At 59.3% G+C, this 18,442-nt stretch carries 15 protein-coding genes and 1 pseudogene; 5 read left to right on the forward strand and 11 right to left on the reverse strand.

Annotated elements, in window-relative coordinates; translation table 11 throughout:
- Window positions 1-234: 234 nt before the first annotated feature.
- The 4 genes and pseudogenes from QA643_RS26565 to QA643_RS26580 form a co-directional block, all read right to left on the reverse strand.
- Window positions 235-997 (reverse strand): annotated as a pseudogene (locus QA643_RS26565) (ISNCY family transposase); the annotation flags it as partial.
- Window positions 998-1,256: 259 nt separating this feature from the next.
- Window positions 1,257-2,627 (reverse strand): ThiF family adenylyltransferase, encoded by a 1,371-nt coding sequence (locus tag QA643_RS26570; RefSeq protein ID WP_283028719.1) that lies wholly within the window; start codon window positions 2,625-2,627, stop codon window positions 1,257-1,259.
- Window positions 2,627-3,013 carry a hypothetical protein gene (locus QA643_RS26575; protein WP_283028720.1) on the reverse strand — a complete coding sequence of 129 codons (387 nt, stop codon included), beginning with the start codon at window positions 3,011-3,013 and terminating at the stop codon, window positions 2,627-2,629. The genes QA643_RS26570 and QA643_RS26575 overlap by 1 nt, the downstream gene beginning before the upstream one ends.
- A gap of 12 nt (window positions 3,014-3,025) precedes the next feature.
- Window positions 3,026-3,526, reverse strand: a complete 501-nt coding sequence (locus tag QA643_RS26580) for a multiubiquitin domain-containing protein (RefSeq protein WP_283028721.1) — start codon at window positions 3,524-3,526, stop codon at window positions 3,026-3,028.
- A gap of 80 nt (window positions 3,527-3,606) precedes the next feature.
- Between QA643_RS26580 and QA643_RS26585 the strand changes: the two genes are divergently transcribed.
- Window positions 3,607-3,993 carry a helix-turn-helix domain-containing protein gene (locus QA643_RS26585; RefSeq protein WP_283028722.1) on the forward strand — a complete coding sequence of 129 codons (387 nt, stop codon included), beginning with the start codon at window positions 3,607-3,609 and terminating at the stop codon, window positions 3,991-3,993.
- Between the two features lie 13 nt (window positions 3,994-4,006).
- On the opposite strand, the gene QA643_RS26590 is transcribed toward QA643_RS26585, so the two are convergent.
- Together QA643_RS26590 and QA643_RS26595 are read right to left on the reverse strand one after the other, a co-directional pair.
- Window positions 4,007-4,198, reverse strand: coding sequence for a hypothetical protein (locus QA643_RS26590; RefSeq protein WP_283028723.1), 192 nt, complete (start codon window positions 4,196-4,198; stop codon window positions 4,007-4,009).
- Window positions 4,199-4,247: 49 nt separating this feature from the next.
- On the reverse strand, window positions 4,248-5,705 hold the full coding sequence (locus QA643_RS26595) for a hypothetical protein (RefSeq protein ID WP_283028724.1): 1,458 nt from the start codon (window positions 5,703-5,705) through the stop codon (window positions 4,248-4,250).
- A 318-nt stretch (window positions 5,706-6,023) separates the two neighbouring features.
- Between QA643_RS26595 and QA643_RS26600 the strand changes: the two genes are divergently transcribed.
- Genes QA643_RS26600 through QA643_RS26610 form a run of 3 tightly spaced genes read left to right on the forward strand, consistent with a single transcriptional unit; the run spans window position 6,024 to window position 8,186 of the window.
- A complete protein-coding gene (locus QA643_RS26600; RefSeq protein WP_283028725.1) occupies window positions 6,024-6,443 on the forward strand; it encodes a recombinase family protein in 420 nt (139 codons plus the stop codon).
- Entirely contained in the window at window positions 6,440-7,768 is a 1,329-nt protein-coding gene (locus QA643_RS26605) for a recombinase family protein (RefSeq protein ID WP_283028726.1), read from the forward strand. The genes QA643_RS26600 and QA643_RS26605 overlap by 4 nt, the downstream gene beginning before the upstream one ends.
- Entirely contained in the window at window positions 7,674-8,186 is a 513-nt protein-coding gene (locus QA643_RS26610; protein ID WP_283028727.1) for a helix-turn-helix domain-containing protein, read from the forward strand. The genes QA643_RS26605 and QA643_RS26610 overlap by 95 nt, the downstream gene beginning before the upstream one ends.
- Here QA643_RS26610 and QA643_RS26615 read toward each other — a convergent pair.
- The 3 genes from QA643_RS26615 to QA643_RS26625 all read right to left on the reverse strand — a co-directional run bounded on the left by QA643_RS26615 (window position 8,181) and on the right by QA643_RS26625 (window position 11,865).
- The gene (locus QA643_RS26615) at window positions 8,181-8,678 is read right to left on the reverse strand and encodes a reverse transcriptase domain-containing protein (protein ID WP_283028728.1); all 498 of its coding nucleotides are present in this window, start codon (window positions 8,676-8,678) and stop codon (window positions 8,181-8,183) included. The genes QA643_RS26610 and QA643_RS26615 overlap by 6 nt on opposite strands.
- Window positions 8,679-8,942: 264 nt before the next feature.
- On the reverse strand, window positions 8,943-10,964 hold the full coding sequence (locus QA643_RS26620; RefSeq protein WP_283028729.1) for a hypothetical protein: 2,022 nt from the start codon (window positions 10,962-10,964) through the stop codon (window positions 8,943-8,945).
- Window positions 10,965-11,094: 130 nt separating this feature from the next.
- Window positions 11,095-11,865 (reverse strand): hypothetical protein, encoded by a 771-nt coding sequence (locus QA643_RS26625; RefSeq protein ID WP_283028730.1) that lies wholly within the window; start codon window positions 11,863-11,865, stop codon window positions 11,095-11,097.
- A gap of 229 nt (window positions 11,866-12,094) precedes the next feature.
- On the opposite strand from QA643_RS26625, the gene QA643_RS26630 reads away from it, so the two are divergent.
- On the forward strand, window positions 12,095-12,556 hold the full coding sequence (locus tag QA643_RS26630) for a YopT-type cysteine protease domain-containing protein (RefSeq protein ID WP_283028731.1): 462 nt from the start codon (window positions 12,095-12,097) through the stop codon (window positions 12,554-12,556).
- A gap of 751 nt (window positions 12,557-13,307) precedes the next feature.
- Here the strand turns inward: QA643_RS26630 and QA643_RS26635 are convergent.
- On the reverse strand, window positions 13,308-13,871 hold the full coding sequence (locus QA643_RS26635; RefSeq protein WP_283028732.1) for a class I SAM-dependent methyltransferase: 564 nt from the start codon (window positions 13,869-13,871) through the stop codon (window positions 13,308-13,310).
- Window positions 13,872-14,967: 1,096 nt separating this feature from the next.
- On the reverse strand, window positions 14,968-17,607 hold the full coding sequence (locus tag QA643_RS26640; RefSeq protein WP_283028733.1) for a CehA/McbA family metallohydrolase: 2,640 nt from the start codon (window positions 17,605-17,607) through the stop codon (window positions 14,968-14,970).
- Window positions 17,608-18,442 lie beyond the last annotated feature (835 nt).

The raw sequence follows: 18,442 nt of genomic DNA on the forward strand, positions 1-18,442 counted from the left end.
CTTCGAAGGTGCCCACGGTAGGAGCCAGGGCCAAAGACGACGGTTGATCAAGCTCTCATGCGCGGGTTGAATACCGCATGACCGTGGTTTCGTCTTAGGGCTGCCTCGGTCTAGGGGGCGAGCGTCGACAATGCCGGCTCATAACAGGCCACGAGGATTCCCCACCGCGCCCTGCCTCCTGCCCTGGGCACCGATATGGTCGAGCAGCGCTCTTCGAGCAACGCAGCCCTTCGAGCCCTCAAACCGTCGATAACCAACCATCCGTCGGACCACGGCTCCGTTCTTCTGTTCGACAAATGCCTGGTCGTTCTTGCGGTAGGGTCGGCAACGCGTGAAGACAATGTTCGCCTGCTCGCAATACGCTTTCAGCGTTTTGCTCGCGCATCAGCAACGGCGCACACTCCGTCCAGCCGGTCGCAATATCGGTGAGCACCAGCGTCTGGATAAAGCTGCCGCGCGCCGAGGGCCCGCTGTGGGCGACCAAATCGGCGTCGACAAAGCCCGGCGCCGGATCCTTCCAATCGGCGGACGTCCGTACCGGGATGCTCCGTCGCAATGCGCTCGCCACCGGCCGCCGGCGTTGGCGCCCACCCTCCTGTCGGATCTTGCCCAGCGCCCGGTCGATCGTCGACGCGCTCATCACCAGCAGCTTCGCGCGGATTTCTGGCGCCAGGCTCATGTGGCCGTTCCGTTCCATCGACTCGATCAGGAGCGGCAGCAGCGCTTTCAGTCTCTTGCCGCAAATCCGGTCCGATGCCTCCCAAAGAACAACCAGCGCATTTCGTTCAGCTTCCTCGTAAATCCGGCGACGCGTGCGCCGAACCGAGGATTGCCCGATATCGCCTCGGAGCAGGCGCATCGCATGCTTTCGATGGAAGCCGGTCACAACCACACACTCGTCGAGAATTCGCGCCTTCTCCGCGCGGCTCGCCTCTCTGTAGCGCTGCTCCACAGCGGCCGTCAGCTCTCTTCGAGTCGCCATGCTCAGTTGCCTCATTGTCGCCCCCGCAGTCCCATCCCACTGGGGAGCAAATTACGTGAGGCAATGGCCCAACATTCAGGAACATTTCAGCCGGCGCAATGCGAGTTCCATCCTGTTTGCCGCGCGGCAATCGCGTCGGCATGTAGAATGGAGGGCGGCAATGAGGGACCTCGCGACATATACGCTCCTCCGATTGTGCATCTGCATTGATCGCATCCTGGGTTCAATCTAGATCGTCTTGCGACCGCGCGAGATCTATATCACGAGGCGCTTGCTAGCCTTCTGTACATGGCAAATCCACCGCATCACCTCGAGCGAATCGCATTCCACCTTTCGAGCATTCTGGACAATCAGCGTCCTTACGCGGTTCGACCAAGTGCAGCTTCCCGCTCAGGGCATTGATGTGCTGGTAGTGCAAGGGACGATCAGCGCGCAGACTCAGATAATCCATTAGAAAATCATTCACGGCGTGCCCCGCGGAGAGCGCATTAAGACTGATAACGCTGGGGTTCGGCTCCTCAACGCCATAAGCCTGCGCCTTTCGTTCCGCATCTGTCTTGGCCTCTTTGGCCAAGAGATTAGGATCAATCAGCTGATTGCACCAAAGGCAACCCGCACCTGGACGAATCGGGCGAATGGCACTGAACGCATCGATCACCCGCCCCTGCTCATCAGCGCGGATTTTCGAGCCCAGCTGAACAGCTGGAATAAGATACTGATGAACCAGCGCGTTCACTACTAAGCGTGCCCGCATTGAGTCCGCCGCAAGGAAGATATAATCGCAACCTTTCAGGCGATCTGCCACTGAAGCTTTGGTCACATCCGCATTGAAGTGCTCGATGTGAGCGGATGGATTGGCCTGCTGGATAAGGCGCCGCGCCAACTGAACCTTGGGCGTCCGATTTGCAGCATCGGAATGCGATGCTCCGATAAGTCGTGCAAGGTTGGACGCTTCAACCGCATCGTCATCAACAAGCGTGAAGTGACCGACGCCCAAGCGCGCCAGGTATTCCACTACAAGGCTACCGATCCCGCCTAGGCCGATCACCGCAACATGAGCGCGCGATAAGGTCTGCTGGCCCACTCGACCGAACATACGAATCTGGCGATCGTATTGATCGTCCATCGAGCTCAAATTTCTCGATAGATGCGGTGCGAGACGATCAATCTTCATACCAACTACGCTCGCCTGATCGAGTTCGCAACGGCTGCCGTCTGGCATCCAGAGATCTGCCTGCATGGCCCGCCGCCCCAATACCAGAGCACCAACCGGCTTGCCTTTGGCGATTTGCAAGAGAGCTGGATAGCCGCGCTCATGAGATCGGACATCGATATCGCTGAAGCCGACCTGCCGATCGCTGCCGTGATTATGAACGGCCAAATAGACTAACCGCTCGTCGCGGGCGCGCGTAATCAGCCGATGAATGAATTGCGGCGTTAGGGCGCGGTGACCGATTGCGCCCGCTACATAGTCGACCCCGTCCTTAGCCAGATGCACTTCCCGAACAGTGAGGAGTGGAATCGTATCAAGTTCGGACAGACCAGCGAGTAGGATGGCTCCGTGCTCATCACCATCCTCCTGGTAGAGATGATGCCAAAGTAACTCGTAATCCGGACGGGTGATGTGGAGCCTGCACTTGGACATCACGACGTTCTCTCTAAGAAATCCAGAACCTTGAGAACCTTGGCACAAACTTTTTGCTTGCCGTTCTGGGCCGTGCTGTTGCGGCGGGAGATCTGCAGCGCCGGCCTTCCTTCGAACGCATGTCCTGCAGTGACCGGCGGCGCAAAGCCCTGACCGTCAGCGCGCCGAACCTCCCCACCGATAAACATGGGATAGATGTCGGCATAAGGATATTGCGCCGGGATGTGAAAGCCGACCCACGTCTTGTTAGGGACAAACCGGTCGCTAAGCACGACCGGGTCGACCGTTAGATAGACGCCGCCCTGCCCATCATCCCGCGTGTTGAGGGAGGCAGAGGGAAACTGCTTCTTCAGATCTTCGATGGCGGCAGAAACTTCCACTTTCATGGCAATTTCTGCCTAGGAGTTATCGTCCGGCGCGATCGCCGTGAACCGAAGATGTTCGCGCAGACGGACGACGTCATGATCGCCGACGATACGGCTGGTACCGTTAGGCAGTTCCTCCTGCAGCACAAAATTGGGCTGGATCGCCACACCTTGAGCAATGGCGGCGGCCTTGATCTCTGTGCCGCTGGCGGAGTGGCCTATGAGGTTCACCGACTGTTCGTTGACGGTGATTATGACTACGTGTTCAGGCTTTCGCGCCACGAACACCATTTGATCTTGGAGTTCTACCGGCTCATGGTCTTCGACGCGGCGATGGGTACCATCGTGGAGCACCTGGTCCAGCAAATAGTCATTGCCGATCTGAACGTCCTGCTCGATCGCAGCGATCTTGATTTGCTCGCCCATTTCACGCGGGCCCAGCAGCTTTACCGGGCGCTCGTTCACTTTCACCGTCACCAAGTGGTTGCGTCCGAGGCCTTCCGTCTCAAGGATATCCGCGCGTTCGGTAGCCATACGTTTTCTCCTTGCAATTTCGAAGTCGAATTGCTATTAAGCAATAAATAGCAACACCGAAAGAGAAAGTCAATTGCTAAATGGCAATTTCCGAAACTGCAAGAAACGCCAATAACACCAAGGGCTTTAACGGAGATGCCTTCTATCGAGCGCTGGAGACGACCGTTCAAGCCCGCGATGTCAACTGGAAAGAGGTATCAGAAGCAACCGGCGTTAGCGCTTCGACCCTGACACGCATGGCGCAGGGACGGCGTCCGGACGCGGCTAGTTTGGCCGCGCTTTCTGCCTGGGCGGGGCTTAATCCGTCGGATTTTGTCGACGCGCCCTATCGCGCTAGCCCACCAGAGCCATTGGTGCAAATTTCTAGCCTTTTGCGGGCTGATCCGGCCTTGGACGCTGAGGCCGCGGAAGCAGTGGAAGCAATCGTACGCGCGGCTTACGAGCGCCTGAAGAGGCCCCTCAAGTAAGCCCGCTAACCCCTCAGCATTTTAGCTGCCACTGACGGCTTTCTGCTGCTTGCAAACGCCTCTCCTCCACGACCTTGACGATGTCGGGGATTACGTGCTCGTCCATCTCTTTGAGGAACTCCTGCACCAACTTGGCATCGACAGGCGCAAGCCCCTGAAGTACTTCAGGTTTTTCATTTGTTTTGTCGTGTGCATCGTCAGCCATCGGTGATCTCCCTCAAGTCGAGAATGGGCTTCGCCGCCCATCGATAACGCTATTTCGTCTGAGTTGGTCGCAAGTTGCGGTCCATGCGCGAGAACCCTCCATGACCGGTATTGGCAAGTTGCATGCCACCCATGCCGGAACCCGCCTGACCAACCTGCTTCCGATCGAAAATCAAGGCGTCGGTGCGGCTGTGGAACAGCCAGAGGGGCATCTGCTCGCGTAAGCTGGCCGTGGCGTCGATCACCGCCCGCGCTTCAACCCTTCCATTAGCCCACTGTTCCTCCGTTGAAAACTCCACTACCCAGATAAACTGGGCGTACGGCAGCGTCATGATGTACTGCAGGAGTTTCGGATCAAATTCCGATGCATGCTCTCGCGCGAAATGGCGGTAAGACGAGCCGGTGGTGATGAAGTAGCGGATGATAGTGTCGTCCTTGGGTGGGAGACCGAGGGCGGGACCCAGCTTGAACAAGGCAGGAGCCAACCGATCAACGGCGTCGGCCGGATAGTAGACCTTCTCAGGAAGCGCCACGATAAAGGCGTCAATTGCCTCCGCAGCGTAAGGACTTCCGATCGACTTCGGAATGGACATGTACGGCAAATAGTTGTCGTCGACGACGGCAAGCGTTTCAACTTCATCCCAAGCATACCGGAGACGGGCGTGACCTTTCACCGGTTGACGCCATTCGTAGCCCACGAGCGCGACCGCATGGCGACGCGAATGCATCGCGGCGAACAGAGGGAAGCCAGATTCTACGTACGCAATCAGTTGCCGATAGAACGGATGGTCCTTAGTGCCTGTCGTGGCGTTGCGCGCGATATGGATAGGGAACGTGCCGGCCTCTTGAAACACGCGTTCGGCATGAGCGATCTGCAATCCTTTAGACGGCACCAAACCGCCCGGATTGAACTCGTGAGCCATCATCGTGATCTCATGGACCAAATATTCTCGATGAACGTTGTAGCGCTCGCTGTAGTGCCGCAAGATGGACCAGCAAGCAGCATGCGCGCACACAGAAATATCGACATGCTGATCCATCGAAGGAAAGCCGCGTATCACAAGCTTATAGCCGAGCAGATGCACCTTATGGTCGGCAGCGATGATGAAACGACCCGCGCCGTTGCGGATGTCCGGAGAGAGCACAGTCCTGCCGATTGTAGCAATGCCGGTCGGCCGCAATACCATGTAGCCGAAGTAATGATCATTGAGCTCGCGATCGGGACAAACTACCGCAAAGTTGGCGTCATCGAACTTCACAGTCTGGTCAAAAAAATGCAGCCGCACGCAGTCGCCGCGATAATGCTGCCCCTTCTTTGAATAGAAATTATAGTAGGTGCTGCGATAGTCTTTATCGATGTAGTTGTACTCAATGAGGACGCCCTTCACTGCATCCGAGATCCCCTGGCTCAGAATCTTTGCGACCCGGTCTGGGTTGTACTCGGAGGTGATGTGATTAGATAACTGCGCGAGATCGGCGCTCGTCGCCAGAGAAATCCACTTATACATTAGAATCCGTCGTGGTCAGAAGCGACGCGCATATGCATCGTAGTAAAAGTCATCATTAGAAATCCTTGATCAAAAAAGGCGATTCCCTCCTACCGCCGGCTACACGGAGGTGTAAGCCACCGGCTCATCTTGGTCAAATCTAGAGGATGAGGCGTCCTAAACCGGCTGGCTGGTGAAGGTCACTTGGAGCTCAGTTAGGGCGTGGTCGAGTAGCTCGGCCATTTGGCATTGCCCTCACATATCCGGGCGAGCGGCTTTCCCGCACCCGGCTCTTCCCGAGAGTAACCCGCGTCATATCCGCGGCGATGGAGGCAAGCGATGAGTGAGCGCGTCAAGATTACGCCAAGTCATCTCTCTCGACAGGCTGTCGTCTATCTGCGCCAATCCAGCGCCGCACAGGTCGAGCACAACCGCGAATCAACGGACCGGCAATATGCGCTTGCCGGCAAAGCGCGTGACCTCGGCTGGCCCGATGAACGCATCATCGTTATCGACGAGGATCTTGGCCTCTCCGGTTCGGGCTCGGTGGCGCGTTCGGGCTTTGCCCGCCTCACCGCCGAAGTGGCGCTCGCGCGTGTCGGCCTGGTGCTCGGTCTCGAAGTCTCGCGGCTCGCGCGCAATAACGCCGAATGGTACCGCCTGATTGATCTGGCCGGATTTACCGACACGTTGATCGGCGATGCCGACGGCAGGCCGTCTTCAACGATCGCCTCTTGCTGGGGCTCAAGGGCACAATGAGCGAAGCCGAACTGCACGTGCTGCGGGCTCGCCTCAACGGCGGAATCCGCAACAAGGCGGCGCGTGGCGAACTGCGCCGCGGCCTGCCGGTCGGCTTCGTCTGGGGCGAGGCTGATGGCGAGGTCCGCCTCCATCCCGATGAGGCCGTCGTTACCGCCGTTCGCAGCGTTTTTGCGCGCTTTGCCGAGATGGGATCGGCGCGCCGCGTTTGGCTCTGGTTTCGGTCCGAGCGGCTCACGTTCCCGCTGCAGCTGCACGCCCGTGCGGATATCCGCTGGGTCGAGGCAAGCTACACCGCCATCCACCAGGTCTTGACCAATCCCGTCTATGCCGGCGCCTATGTCTATGGCAAAACGCGCCAAGAGACGATTCTCGATGGCACTGGTGCGCGCAAGAAGCGGATTCGATTCTTGCCGCGTTACCAATGGCAGGTTCTCATCCCCGAGCATCATCCAGGGTTCATCGACTGGCAGACCTATGAAGCAAATCAGCAACGTCTTGCCGCGAACACGCGACCCCAGCCGCACAAGGGCGGCGGCGCTGTGAGAGGGCGGCGCCCTCCTGCAAGGTCTTGCCAGTTGCGGCCATTGCGGCCGCCGCCTGCATACCCACTATCGCGGACGCAATTCTTCACTGGTTATCACTGTGCTGGCAAAGTGCTGGTCGAGAACCGAGGCGTCTATTGCCTCAACATCGGCGGCGTTCAAATCGATGACGCCATCACCCAGGCGTTCATCGCCGCCTTAGAACCCGCAAAGCTGGCCGCGACACTCACCGCCGCGGAACGGCTTGAAGCGGATCGCCAGGCGGCGCTCAAACGATGGCGACTTGCGGTGGAACGCGCCAGCTATGAAGCCCAACGCGCAGAACGCCGCTATCGCGCTGTCGACCCCGACAACCGACTGGAGGCCGCAAAGGCCGATCTTGCGCGTCGCGAGGCCACTCGCCCTCATATAATCAGCCAACAGGAGCATGACCGCCTGCTCGTGCTTGGGCCTGATCTCATCTCCGTCTGGAACGCAAGCACGACGACGCCGCGCGACCGGAAGGAGTTGTTGCGAACGCATCGACGAGGTCATCATCAAAGTCGATCGCAGTGCCTTTGCCGCCCATTTGACGCTGCGTTGGAAGGGCGGTGCGCTGACCGAGATCGATCTCGCCCTGCCCCGGTCGCGGCCAGCGACGATCCGCACGGACGAGGACACCGTTGCGCTCCTGCGACGACTGGCCGTGCATTATTCCGATGCTGTAATTGCCGGCATCCTCAACCGGCAGGGCCGCACGACCGCCTATGGCCACCGCTTCGACCGCAACCGCGTCGGTAATTTGCGCCGGCACTGGAAGATTTCAAGCTTCCAAGAAAACCCGCAAACCGCCGGCGATCTTCTGACCATCAAGCAAGCCGCCGACGCGCTTGGTGTCGCTCCCTCGACGATCCATCGTCTGCTCAACGACGGCATGATCGCCGGTGAGCAGCTCACGCCTGGCGCTCCCTGGCGCATTCGGCTGACCGATGAACTCAAGGTGCGCTTCAACGGCGAAACGCCCGACGGCTTTCTGCCGATGCGCGAGGCTATGTGGGCGCTTGGAGTCTCGCGCCAAACCGTATTGCAGCGAGTCAAGCGCGGCGAACTCGAAGCCGTGCACATTATGCGCGGGAAGCAAAAAGGACTCCGCATCAAGGTCTTAACCCCGCAATCCAGCCTGTTCGACCCAAACCGCATGAACCAGGGTGTATTATGAAGCCACGTCCAAATAATCCTTCAGATCCGCGTCTACGATCCACTCGTTCCCAGCCTGTATTTCGCGCCAGATCTTGGTTAGCGCATCGGCTGTCTTTCGACCCTTCCGATACCCAAAACTGCTGGGATCAAAGACCTTCTCAAAGATCGGCTCCAAGCGATTGGCCAGCGCCTGTTGGCACACTCGATCATAGATCGAAGGTATGCCCAAAGCTCTGGTCTTGCCGGGAGCTCCTCTTTTCGGGATCTCCAACCGTCGCACGGGCAGCGGCTGATAGGTGTCATCTCGGAGCGAGCCGGCGTATGTGGGTGCCCGCTCGCCCGCATAGTGGGCCGCGCCTGAGATCGCGATGCATCCGCTCGATAGGCGCGGACGTGCATGAGCACGGGAGCGGACGGGACAGCGACCTCGCGCAGCTGTCGCTGAAAGGCTGCGGCGTCTGCCGACGAGTCGGCCGGAGCGGCATCCGTTTTGTTGACGCACCCGATTCATTATCTGCACTCATTTTCGAAGATGAAGGGGAGCGCTGATGGTTGCGCCTGGACTGGAGCCGACACATCGCCGGCGTTTGACGGTTCAGCTGCCAAGCGGAAGTGGGGTCACGGCGCACCCGATCGATTTTCAATCGGGCCCCGTTGTCGACCTGTTCGACGGAGCCCGCGCCGGCTTCGAGCTCATATAGGATTTCCTCTCGGTGATAACGGTCTGCTTGAATGCGTCACCATAGCGACGCTCTAGCACGAGACATTCAGGTAACTACATCCCGAGCCCCGCGAATTGCATCGATGCGTGCTCAGTCTCGAGAAGGGGGTACCACGGGGCGATGCTCAACAACGACTTACAGAACGCAGGCGTGAGCTTGCCACGGTGAATCACAACGTTCTCCTTCCCCGTCGCAGCTCGAGCGCTCTGCCAATCCCGATTGTAGCCACGCTGTTCATCGGACTTCACGTGGCAAGCGGCGAATTCGGCGTCACCCAGCGACGCCAACTGCCACGCATGTACCGGCCGCGTCGTATGGATGTGCACCCACATCGGGCTTGGCGGCCTACCATTGCGCAGCGGCTTGGGCTGCAGCTTGATCTCGAACAGCGTCCCTGGCTCGCCCTTCAAGGCGCGCGGTGGATCCACAGACGCCAGTTCCTCTGCCGCCCGCAACCGTTCAAGGTACTTCTGCGACGGAAACGCGTAGGTCTTCATGCAATCGATCGTGATCGCCGCCTTTCGCGCGTCCAATGAGTTTGCCTGTCCCTGAATCTCGGATAACATCGCCTTAAGCCGGACTATTTTTTCGTGCACTTCGGGCACTTGCGAAGGCGTGAGTAGGCCACGTCGGCGAGGCTCCTCCAGCGCGGCTACACAGGCCTCGATCTCGGCGGCCTGCGTCTGCAGGCGCTTAATGACGAGATCCACGACGTGGTCGGCGTCCTCGGGCTTTATTTGGCGTGCTTGCGAGACGGCCCTTTGCTGAGCCGGTAGATCGAACTGCAGCAGCTCGTCCAATCGCTTGAGTAATCCCGTCAGTGCTTTGCTGGAGGGCGGAGCTTGCCACATCTCCAGGTGACGGGTCGCCGAGAATGCGCCCCTCGCGCGTGCCTCCTCTGCGCTGGCGAGTTTCTTCGTACCGAGATCCGAGAGTACGATAATATTGGCTGTCGGGGCCGTCGCAGCATCGGGCCTGGCGAGCTGCGGCTCGCGCAGCCTGGCCGTTGAACTCCCCTCGCCTGCGGCCGGTGCGCGCTTGCTTTCCCCTTCCTCCGCGCCGCGTGGCCCTCCAGTCGCCAAGACAGTATTTTCCGGTATTGCAGCCTGGGCAGGCGGTTCAATCAGGACTGGCTTCTTTGGCTGCACTGCCAGAAATCGCGTGACTTCGTCCGCGGTGACCCATGCACCCTCTGCGATCTGGTCCAACAGTCCCAGTGGAAGGTCGGCACCGGCTCCGGCACCCCTTAGCCTGGCAACGATGCCGTGCGCCCCTGAGGCAAATTCCGAAAGCCGTTCCATGACTCCTTCCAGAACGGTGCAGTGCTCTGCGTCGAGTGCCTCTCCGTTGTTGTACAGAACGGCGTGAGCCGTAGAGAGAAATGCCGGAAAAACATCGTCGACAAACGTCCCGAGCAGACGCACCCGCCCGTTCTCACTCATGAGGGCGTCGCTCACGGCTGGTTCGAACGTGCTCGCCTGAGACTCGATCAGCAGTCGTGCGAGAGCAATCCGCGATTCCAGATACATGCAGTTCGTATAAAGTGCCCAGCCAGTATGCAGGCGGAGTGCGGCCTCTTCGGCCTTCCGCATCTCGGACGTAGTGCTTGGCAAGTTGGCAGTGGCCGCGCAGACGGACTGCATCCGATCCGAGCGCAGTACCTTCTTTCCCCACCATTCCATGCAGGCCAGGTAGTGCTTCGCCACACTGGATACCGCGTGGCTCAGCTGGGCGGGCGGAACGTTGGAATCTCGCATCTTGCCGAGCACGGCTGCGGCTTTCTTCCTGCTCGCCTCCAGGTCGTGACCAATCGAGGCGGCCACGCCGTTGCATTGGTTGCCTGCAGCGAGAGTCTCGTCGCGAAGTCGGCGAGCCTGATCGTCGGAAAGAAGCCTGTGCGCCATATCCGGGGGCAGGCTCGCGTAATAGTCCAGAACTTCCGAGCCTGCCTTGACGGCTTGGTCAATCAGGTCTTGCGCCTCCGACTGGTTCCGGCGTCGCGTGGCCGCATACTCGTTCCAGGCTTGCGTGGCCGCATTCCGAGAAGCATCAAATTCCTTACGCAGGCTGCGCATTGTTTGCTTCGCTGCTTTGATTCGCTCGCCACTTGAGGACCTCGGGACTGCCACACGCGAAGTTGGTGGCCCGCTCACGAGCGGCACCGCTCTATCTTGAGGTCCGGAGCGCGCCTGCTCCAGGACGGAGTCAAAAGATTGCCTGCCTTCCCCGGGGGCTGACCCGGGCTCCGGGGTCGACCTGCTCGATCCCCATGTGCTGTCGGCTCCTGCAGGCCCAACGTGCGATTCGCCGGGCCGGCCAATGCCCCTCATATTCCACCTCCAATGACGTCGAGAATGCGCAGCCTGTCTCGCTAGACTGGTTGGCTGACGAGTAGCTGACGAAGATGCTGATTCCGCTCGAAATCGCCCACGATCCGAAATGAAATCGCCCGCCATTCCGATTTGAAGTCGCCCACCGTTCCGAGATGAAATCGCCCACCATCCCGGAATGAAACCGCCCGGGACGAAGCGGCCTCTTCTGGCTCTGATAGGTCCTTCCTTTCGGCGTTTGGAAGGAGTGGATCGGATGCCGATGGGGAGGCTTGCGATGCGCCATGTGCGCGAGGTGAACCTGGCGCAGGATTGGCTTGAGACGGCCGGGCCAGTCCCTGTAGCGTTCGCAGAACCACGCATAGCTGAAGCTGTCAGAGTTTGCGTCGCAATACTCCTCCCACAACAGTATCAGCGTGGCGTTCGGGAGCCGCAGCCCGCGATGCACACGCGTCCAGTCCGGATGGGGACGCTCGTCGCTGGGCCGATCGGAAGGCGGCGGAAACAGGCGGTTCTCGAGCCGAATGTCGTCATCCAGCTCCGGCCACGATGGCCAGCTCAGGCCGGCGCGGCGGGCTCGGTTCAGGTACTTGCTGACCGTGCGCTGGGCCAGGCCGAGGCTGCGGGCAACGGCGCGCCGCGACATGCCGACGCTGTAGTGCAGGCGTAGAACTTCGCGATGTGGCGCCTGGGCAGTCTCTCTGTCGGCATCTCGATGGGCAAAAGACCAAGCGGCCCGGGTGGCAGACTGTCAGTGGTGAGCGCCTCGCTGTCCCCGATCACGACCGCTGGAAATAGCGATCACGATCGCCTGGAATTGGTGATCATGATCGTCTGGAACGCGCATCAATCTCCACAGCAGTCCGTCATCCCGAATGAGTGCGCCGCGAGCTGGCTCTCAAAACAAGAACCACGCTTCAGCTTCAGTGCGGCAGCAGTGGTATGAAGATCTCAAGGCTCTGTTGCGAAGCGACGGAGCAGGAGGTTCTCACAACCTTCAGGCAAAAAGCACAATGTTGCGGGAAGCGGGCTTTAGAACAACCATCCGACAGCAGACGAGATATTGGTTCGGTACGTCCTCGCGCATAGCGCAGATAGTGAACGAAGTCGCCGAAGACCGATCGGCTTATTTGCTCGGCTTGCGTTTCGCCCAAGGCGGCAAACACACAATCGCAACCTCGACATCGAGTGGAATGACCACGCTCTTCGATCCTAACTATGGAGAGTTTACTGTCCGATCAAGCCAGATGGGTGAATTGTTCAGAGGTTTCGCCGATCGTTACAGGAACCCCAATGGGCGTGATATCTCGACAATCACCACACAAAAGATGACCTGAATGCCGGCCAGAGCGCCTTCTGCGAAGGCGCGGATACGTGCTCGGCCCGACACCTTGTCACGGTGTAAGCAAAAGCATGCCATCCAGATACTACACTTTAGTAACTCCCGCTGAATCCGCCTCCGAAGTGGCATGCTCCACCCGAAGCTAGTGCGACTGTGCCCGCTCTACAATCCGCTTTCTCGGGCCACTTCTGAAACCGTTGACCAAGTTTACCAAAGCTTGTGAGATGAAATCACGTAACCTCGCCGCTGATTCTCCCCTGCGATTGCCACTGTGGCCTCTCGGCTGTTCTGTTTTCTCGGCCATTTGCTGAAACCATTCACCAGGAGCGTTAGGTTCTGCGGAGCGAAGTCAGAGAGCTAGCGACGAAACACTTCGGCGGCTTTAGGAAAGCCCGCAGCCTCGAGTGCCGCGCTTCATCGGTCTTTGGGTGCGATCGTATCCACATAAGCAATCGATCCCTCAATCTGCGCGAGGACCGAGACCGCCTCCTGGGGTTGTCGCCGACCTCGACATATACGGCACTGATCATACCAAGCGCACCCTATCCAGATGCCAGCGGAAGCGCGGTACCCGCACTCAATTCGAAGAGAACTCCACTGCGAAAGAGCAGGAGTTTATGCGAGGACGTTAATGCACTCTCATGATTGGATTACCTTAATTGCGTTATGCCGCCTCAGAAGCGGATCCCGAAGACCTCCGGACAGATCACGTCGAGGACTGATGCCGAGAAAACGAGGTGGTAGGCCTAGGCTACCTTCACGCAGAGCTCCGCGCCAATTTTGATTGGGATCGTTAAGCGCAAAAACCCGTTTGCTGGATCGCGGACGAATTCGAGAAAATCCGGCTCGGCGTTGTCGTTCATCACGTAGCCGCCAATCCGCACTTGCGGCGCGATGATCTCTATAACTTGTCGGGCCAAAGAGGGACCGTCATTCGCAAGCCAGCCGTCTATCAGAACAAAATCCACCGGACCACCGAGATCGCGCAGAGTTCGCCGAGCGTCCCCTTCCCTAATCTCGGCGTAGTCTGAGAGACCTACATGGCGCAGGTTGCGACGCGCTGCTGCTGCCTTCGCGGAGACGAGTTCCGATCCAATCACGATCCCACCGCCATTGTCACGCATTGCGGCGGCGAGATAAAGCGTTGACATCCCGGTAGACGTCGCAAATTCCGCTACTCGCTTTGTGCGCAGCCATCGACAGAGCAGATAGATCAGTTCGCCCTGCTCAGGTGCAATGCCGAGATCGTACTCCACGTAATCGAAGGGATTGCGGCTCGCTTCGGGATTGTTACGCGGTCCCCCAATCAAGGGGATACTGCTCCGAAAGCAGGCGCGCAGTTACCGCGTGAAAATTCTCATCCTGAATGAGACTAGGCGCAACGGCAGGCGACATGGCTTGATTTCTCCCTTCGTGGAATGCATCTCAGTTCGAAGGCCGGGAAGACTCTAGGATCACTACGTGTCGGTCGGCTCGAGCTGTCTGCTATGGCGCGTAAGTAATACATAGAGCTTTGTGGGAGCTTCCGTGCTACACGGGCCCTTAAAACTAATCTGTCAGTAAACCATCAGATCCTGCCAGCTTCAGCCTGCTCGACGGCATCGTTCAAGTGGGACGCAAGAATGTACGAGCATGTCGCCTCTCACGTCGTGCGGCTCATCGACCCAGGAACTTCGCAACTGTCATTCCACAGCTATGTTGCGGCCTCCTGGTCTTCGAAGCTGCTTCCATTTTCCTGTAACCTTAGCTTGCGCTTGCCTCGGACCCTTGCCTAATGCAATTATTAGTAGCAACCGTTCATTTCAAATTTGTGTCGTGCAAGTAGAGTTCAAGAATGTGTGAAGTCTAGTGTCGCGGCTAGTCGTTCGATGACGGCATTGCCTAATCTCGCAGATCGAAGCGGACTATCGGTTGTTCGATATTCTCATGGACGCCTGGCGGCATGGAGGCATCATTGAACTGGAGGAAGCAGGGTTGACTGACGGCCAGGGCCAAGCGATGCGAACGCGCAAGACGCAACAGTCCTATGGGGCTACGCGAAGCGCACTGCCAAGCGCATGCTATCGACGCGCCGCGCCATGCGCACCGGCCGACAGAACAGAACGAACACGGGGATTCCATGCTGTGAGCGCCTTCTGAAGGGTAACCTAAGCTCGTCCAGAACTACGATCGACAGCTTGGGGTGCAAAGACGGTCTCGCTGCCCACCTAGATCGCGATCGATATCGACTGGCTAAGCTGGTAGGTTTTCAGGTTAAGCTATGTCACCGAATGGACGCGACTTCACCTTCGATGCCAGTGGACGTAGCCGGACATGCCATGGTCCGGGTTCGCCCACGCGCCGCTGCCAACACCGAGGCAACGGGAAACGGACAGCAGATACCTTTTTACCCTAAGTTTTCGTTCATCAATGTTCGCGTTCAACGTGAACCGAATGAACCGGCGCATGCTCATGGCTGGCGCCAAGTTCGTGAAGCCTGTGATGCAGGCGATGATGTGCTAGCTCCAGAGTAGCTCGCAGCCGCGCGTGCCGCGCTTCATCGGCCCTGGGGGCCAGCGTATCAACGTAGGCGATCGATCCCTCGATCTGCGCGAGGACCGACACCGCGTCTGCGATCGCAAAGATGGGTTTTTCGCCGACTCCGACATACACGGCACTGGTGTGGGCCGCGATGTCGGCCTCGCGCCCGGCGACACTGCCTCGAACACGGATCGCGACCCAGCAGGACGCGGTGACGCGTAGGGGGAAATGGCCGTTGCATGACAGATCACTGCATCGCACTTCGTCGACTACGGTGCCATTGCGAATCAACTCGACCCGCGTCGGCCGGACGCTGACCGATTCTATCCGCCAGTTGACGGCGACGGTTCCGCCAGAAGGAGGAAGCGCGATCTTGCTTCCTGGACGGCGTCCCTCCACCGTCATATCCACGAGCGGCCCGACTGTGATGAACGTATCGCCGTTGCGCACGGCATCCATCCAGTTGCGGTACGTAAAATCGCGCGCGCCGAGCTGCGCATAGGTCCGCGAGCCGCCGAGGAGCGCGGACGCGTCCATCTTGTCGGAACCCGCCACCAGCGGCAGGTGGTAGCCGATATTGAGGTACCGGTACCAGTCGGCCAGACCAAATGCGCTGATCTGCGCGGTTCGTGGGTTAAACGACATCATCTCCATCGCGTCGATCAGGCCGAGCACGATATCAGCTGCCCGCTCGGCCTGGGGATTGGGCACGTGCGGCATCACGACCAGCCCCCCTTGCTGTCGGCAACGCTCCGCCCAGTCGGCCATGATCGCCTCCAACGGATCTCCTATCGCTGCTTCGTCGGATCCAGCGCAAGACAGCGGATTGATAATCTCGCCTTCGTAGCCGAGAAGCGAGATGTGCCCCAGCACGTGCATCCGATTCTCTGTGCCAACGCGGACGACGAACTCTCCGTCGCCGCCGAAGTCCTTCGCGCCGATCGTCGTGCGTCCGTCGAAGTCGGCGACATTGCTGAACATCTCGCCCCACTGCAACGCGAGCAGGTTGACGACGTTGACGCCCTCCGCCTTGCCCTCCAGTAGGGCTGTCTGCGGGCTCAGGAAGTGGACGTGCGTATCGGAGCTAACCCAGCCCTGTTCGCGCCAGCGCAGCACTCTGTCCAGCTCGAATGTGAGGCTATCCGTGCCCGCAGTGACTTCGACGATGCTGCGCAGAGGCCGCACCTCGAAGCCCCTGCTGATCTCGACAAATACGATCCCAATCGGCAGGTCCGCGTCGCAGCTACCATCGACATAGGCGTACTGGTTCAGGCCGTTCGCGAGTTCGCCCGCGAAGTCCTCGAACCTGCCGGTGTTGACCTTGCGGTGATGTCCCTTGGGCGGTAAATACTCCCCGTGCGCACCGTGGAGATGCAGGCGCGCGGCAACACGCACACCACTGCCTTTCTCAACGATGCGGATCTTCACGGGCCGTGTCGCCGGCTCGATCGGCACAGCGTCCAGCGAGATGCCTGCTGCATTTTCAATGCCTTCCAGCGATCGAAGGTCCCGAACGTGCAGGTGTCCGTCGTTGGAGCGCAGGTAGAGCCATGCGTCTGGGTGGGCGGAATATTCGACGATGACCTCATTCTCGGAACGCACAGGCTGCACGTCGGGCTTGTCACTTAGCCAATCCGCTCTGGAGTACTTAAGTACCGCCCGGGCGGAAATGACGTTGCCCAAGTCCATGCCGATCTGTTCGCCGCGATGGTCGACATCCAGTTCGCCAAGTTTGTTCAGATGCACCCCGGGCGGCAGCCGCATCCTCAGCTTGCGACGGCCCTGAAGGCGCAGCGGATGCTCCGACAGCTGTGTCATGCTCACCGCATAGACGAGCGAAGCCTCTTGCTCCGGGCGCAGGCTCAGGCCCGCGAGCTCCTTCTCTGGATGCGGATTCGGCAATGCGTAAAGCCACAGGTTCTCACCTTCACGAATTCTAATGCGCCCCGATTCAGTGCGAACCTCGCTGTTTACGAAGCTGGCGCCCGGCGCCCGCCCGAGCGCGAAGTTTTCTCCGCTGCTCGCATGCACGATAGGACCCCGCAGCGGCACGGCCCCAAATGCACTCGCGCTCCATTCAGTGTGCCTCTGCTGAATCGCAAACCGCCGCAGCACGGGCACGTTGGCCGCGCTTCCGTCGGCATATCGGAGTGCGTACGTCGATACGCGGTCGCCGAGTGGGTTGCCGTCCACAAAGTGCGCGGCCGGCCCGATCTCGCCAAACCCTTCAGGCCTCACAGGTTGATGGTCCGTTACTGCATGCACTAAGAGTACGTAGCTGGCCAATGTGGGTGACAGTGAGATCTCGGTAGGAGCCTCCCCAGGCCGCAAGGCCAGCACATCCGGCCCGGCTTCGTCGCCGAATAGAAACGGGATGCCGCGATGCGTCTGCGGCCCCCGCAACGAGTCAATCCAGCTGGTGTCGCCCGCGCGCTTGCCGAGCCGCTCGTCCAGCTCCCGGCGCCTGGCATTGAAATATGGCTTCAGATCAACGGGCGTGAAGTGCGGCGATGAGGGTGTTTTCATTCGATGGACTCCAGTTCTGGGAAGTCGTCGCCGAGTCCTATTGATTCGGCAGTAAAACGTTGAACTTTTTCGACTGGATAAAGTCGCATGACGTATGGACAAAATTGACGAGAGGTAACTTGCGATCGGAATTCTGAGCGTCGACGGCAAGCAGATGGACCGTGGTACTGTCATAGTGGCGTGTGAGCGGGCTCCTGAATGCAATGAAGAACTCGTGTGCGCATCGCTCCTGCTGGCGAGGACGGTGCTCATGTACTGCCATCAGCTGAGGTATAACGCTGTAGACCAGGCCTACAGTGGAAGCGAAGCATCTCAGTTCGACGCAATCGTAGAAGCATTTCTTTGGGGACCTCGGTGACGTCGGTGACATCCCCACCTGAGCGCAACCCGCCGGTTTTCGGCTGTCGCTCCCGAGACAGCTCGGACTTTGCGACCGCCGGCGCATCTTCAGTAGATCCGGCCAGCCGGCACTAGCCCCGTGAGAATGGCAAGACATTCAAACAGGAAGCAGCTACCGAAGATCAGCTCGACGTTCTCTGCCGCGTCCATGTCGCGCACGACTGCTCTTCGGGTAAAGCATCCACTCTTCCAGGCGTACACTCGCCGCCGGAGCCGACGCTCTCCGCGATCAGCTGCGTCACGGTACGCTCCGCGAAATATCGGTAGTTGGCGCCTCGTGAGGGCCAAGTGCGGCAGCCACAATGCCGATACCCCGGCGATGGCCGTGGCCGCGGTATCCCGGCTGGTGTTCGGGATTGCCGGATCGTCGAAGCCCCAATAGGAAACCGGTATGCGGGTCGAGCGTGGATGATGGGGTGACCGAACCATCCGGACG

The organism is Bradyrhizobium sp. CB3481 (genome assembly GCF_029714305.1).
Taxonomy (GTDB): Bacteria; Pseudomonadota; Alphaproteobacteria; order Rhizobiales; family Xanthobacteraceae; genus Bradyrhizobium.

Excerpts from the sequence above, each read along its gene's own strand:
- QA643_RS26570 (WP_283028719.1), bottom strand. The coding sequence starts at position 2,627 with ATGTCCAAGTGCAGGCTCCACATCACCCGTCCGGATTACGAGTTACTT.
- QA643_RS26575 (WP_283028720.1), bottom strand. The coding sequence starts at position 3,013 with ATGAAAGTGGAAGTTTCTGCCGCCATCGAAGATCTGAAGAAGCAGTTT.
- QA643_RS26580 (WP_283028721.1), bottom strand. The coding sequence starts at position 3,526 with ATGGCTACCGAACGCGCGGATATCCTTGAGACGGAAGGCCTCGGACGC.
- QA643_RS26585 (WP_283028722.1), top strand. The coding sequence starts at position 3,607 with ATGGCAATTTCCGAAACTGCAAGAAACGCCAATAACACCAAGGGCTTT.
- QA643_RS26590 (WP_283028723.1), bottom strand. The coding sequence starts at position 4,198 with ATGGCTGACGATGCACACGACAAAACAAATGAAAAACCTGAAGTACTT.
- QA643_RS26595 (WP_283028724.1), bottom strand. The coding sequence starts at position 5,705 with ATGTATAAGTGGATTTCTCTGGCGACGAGCGCCGATCTCGCGCAGTTA.
- QA643_RS26600 (WP_283028725.1), top strand. The coding sequence starts at position 6,024 with ATGAGTGAGCGCGTCAAGATTACGCCAAGTCATCTCTCTCGACAGGCT.
- QA643_RS26605 (WP_283028726.1), top strand. The coding sequence starts at position 6,440 with ATGAGCGAAGCCGAACTGCACGTGCTGCGGGCTCGCCTCAACGGCGGA.
- QA643_RS26615 (WP_283028728.1), bottom strand. The coding sequence starts at position 8,678 with ATGAATCGGGTGCGTCAACAAAACGGATGCCGCTCCGGCCGACTCGTC.
- QA643_RS26620 (WP_283028729.1), bottom strand. The coding sequence starts at position 10,964 with ATGCGCAGCCTGCGTAAGGAATTTGATGCTTCTCGGAATGCGGCCACG.
- QA643_RS26625 (WP_283028730.1), bottom strand. The coding sequence starts at position 11,865 with ATGTCGCGGCGCGCCGTTGCCCGCAGCCTCGGCCTGGCCCAGCGCACG.
- QA643_RS26630 (WP_283028731.1), top strand. The coding sequence starts at position 12,095 with ATGAGTGCGCCGCGAGCTGGCTCTCAAAACAAGAACCACGCTTCAGCT.
- QA643_RS26640 (WP_283028733.1), bottom strand. The coding sequence starts at position 17,607 with ATGAAAACACCCTCATCGCCGCACTTCACGCCCGTTGATCTGAAGCCA.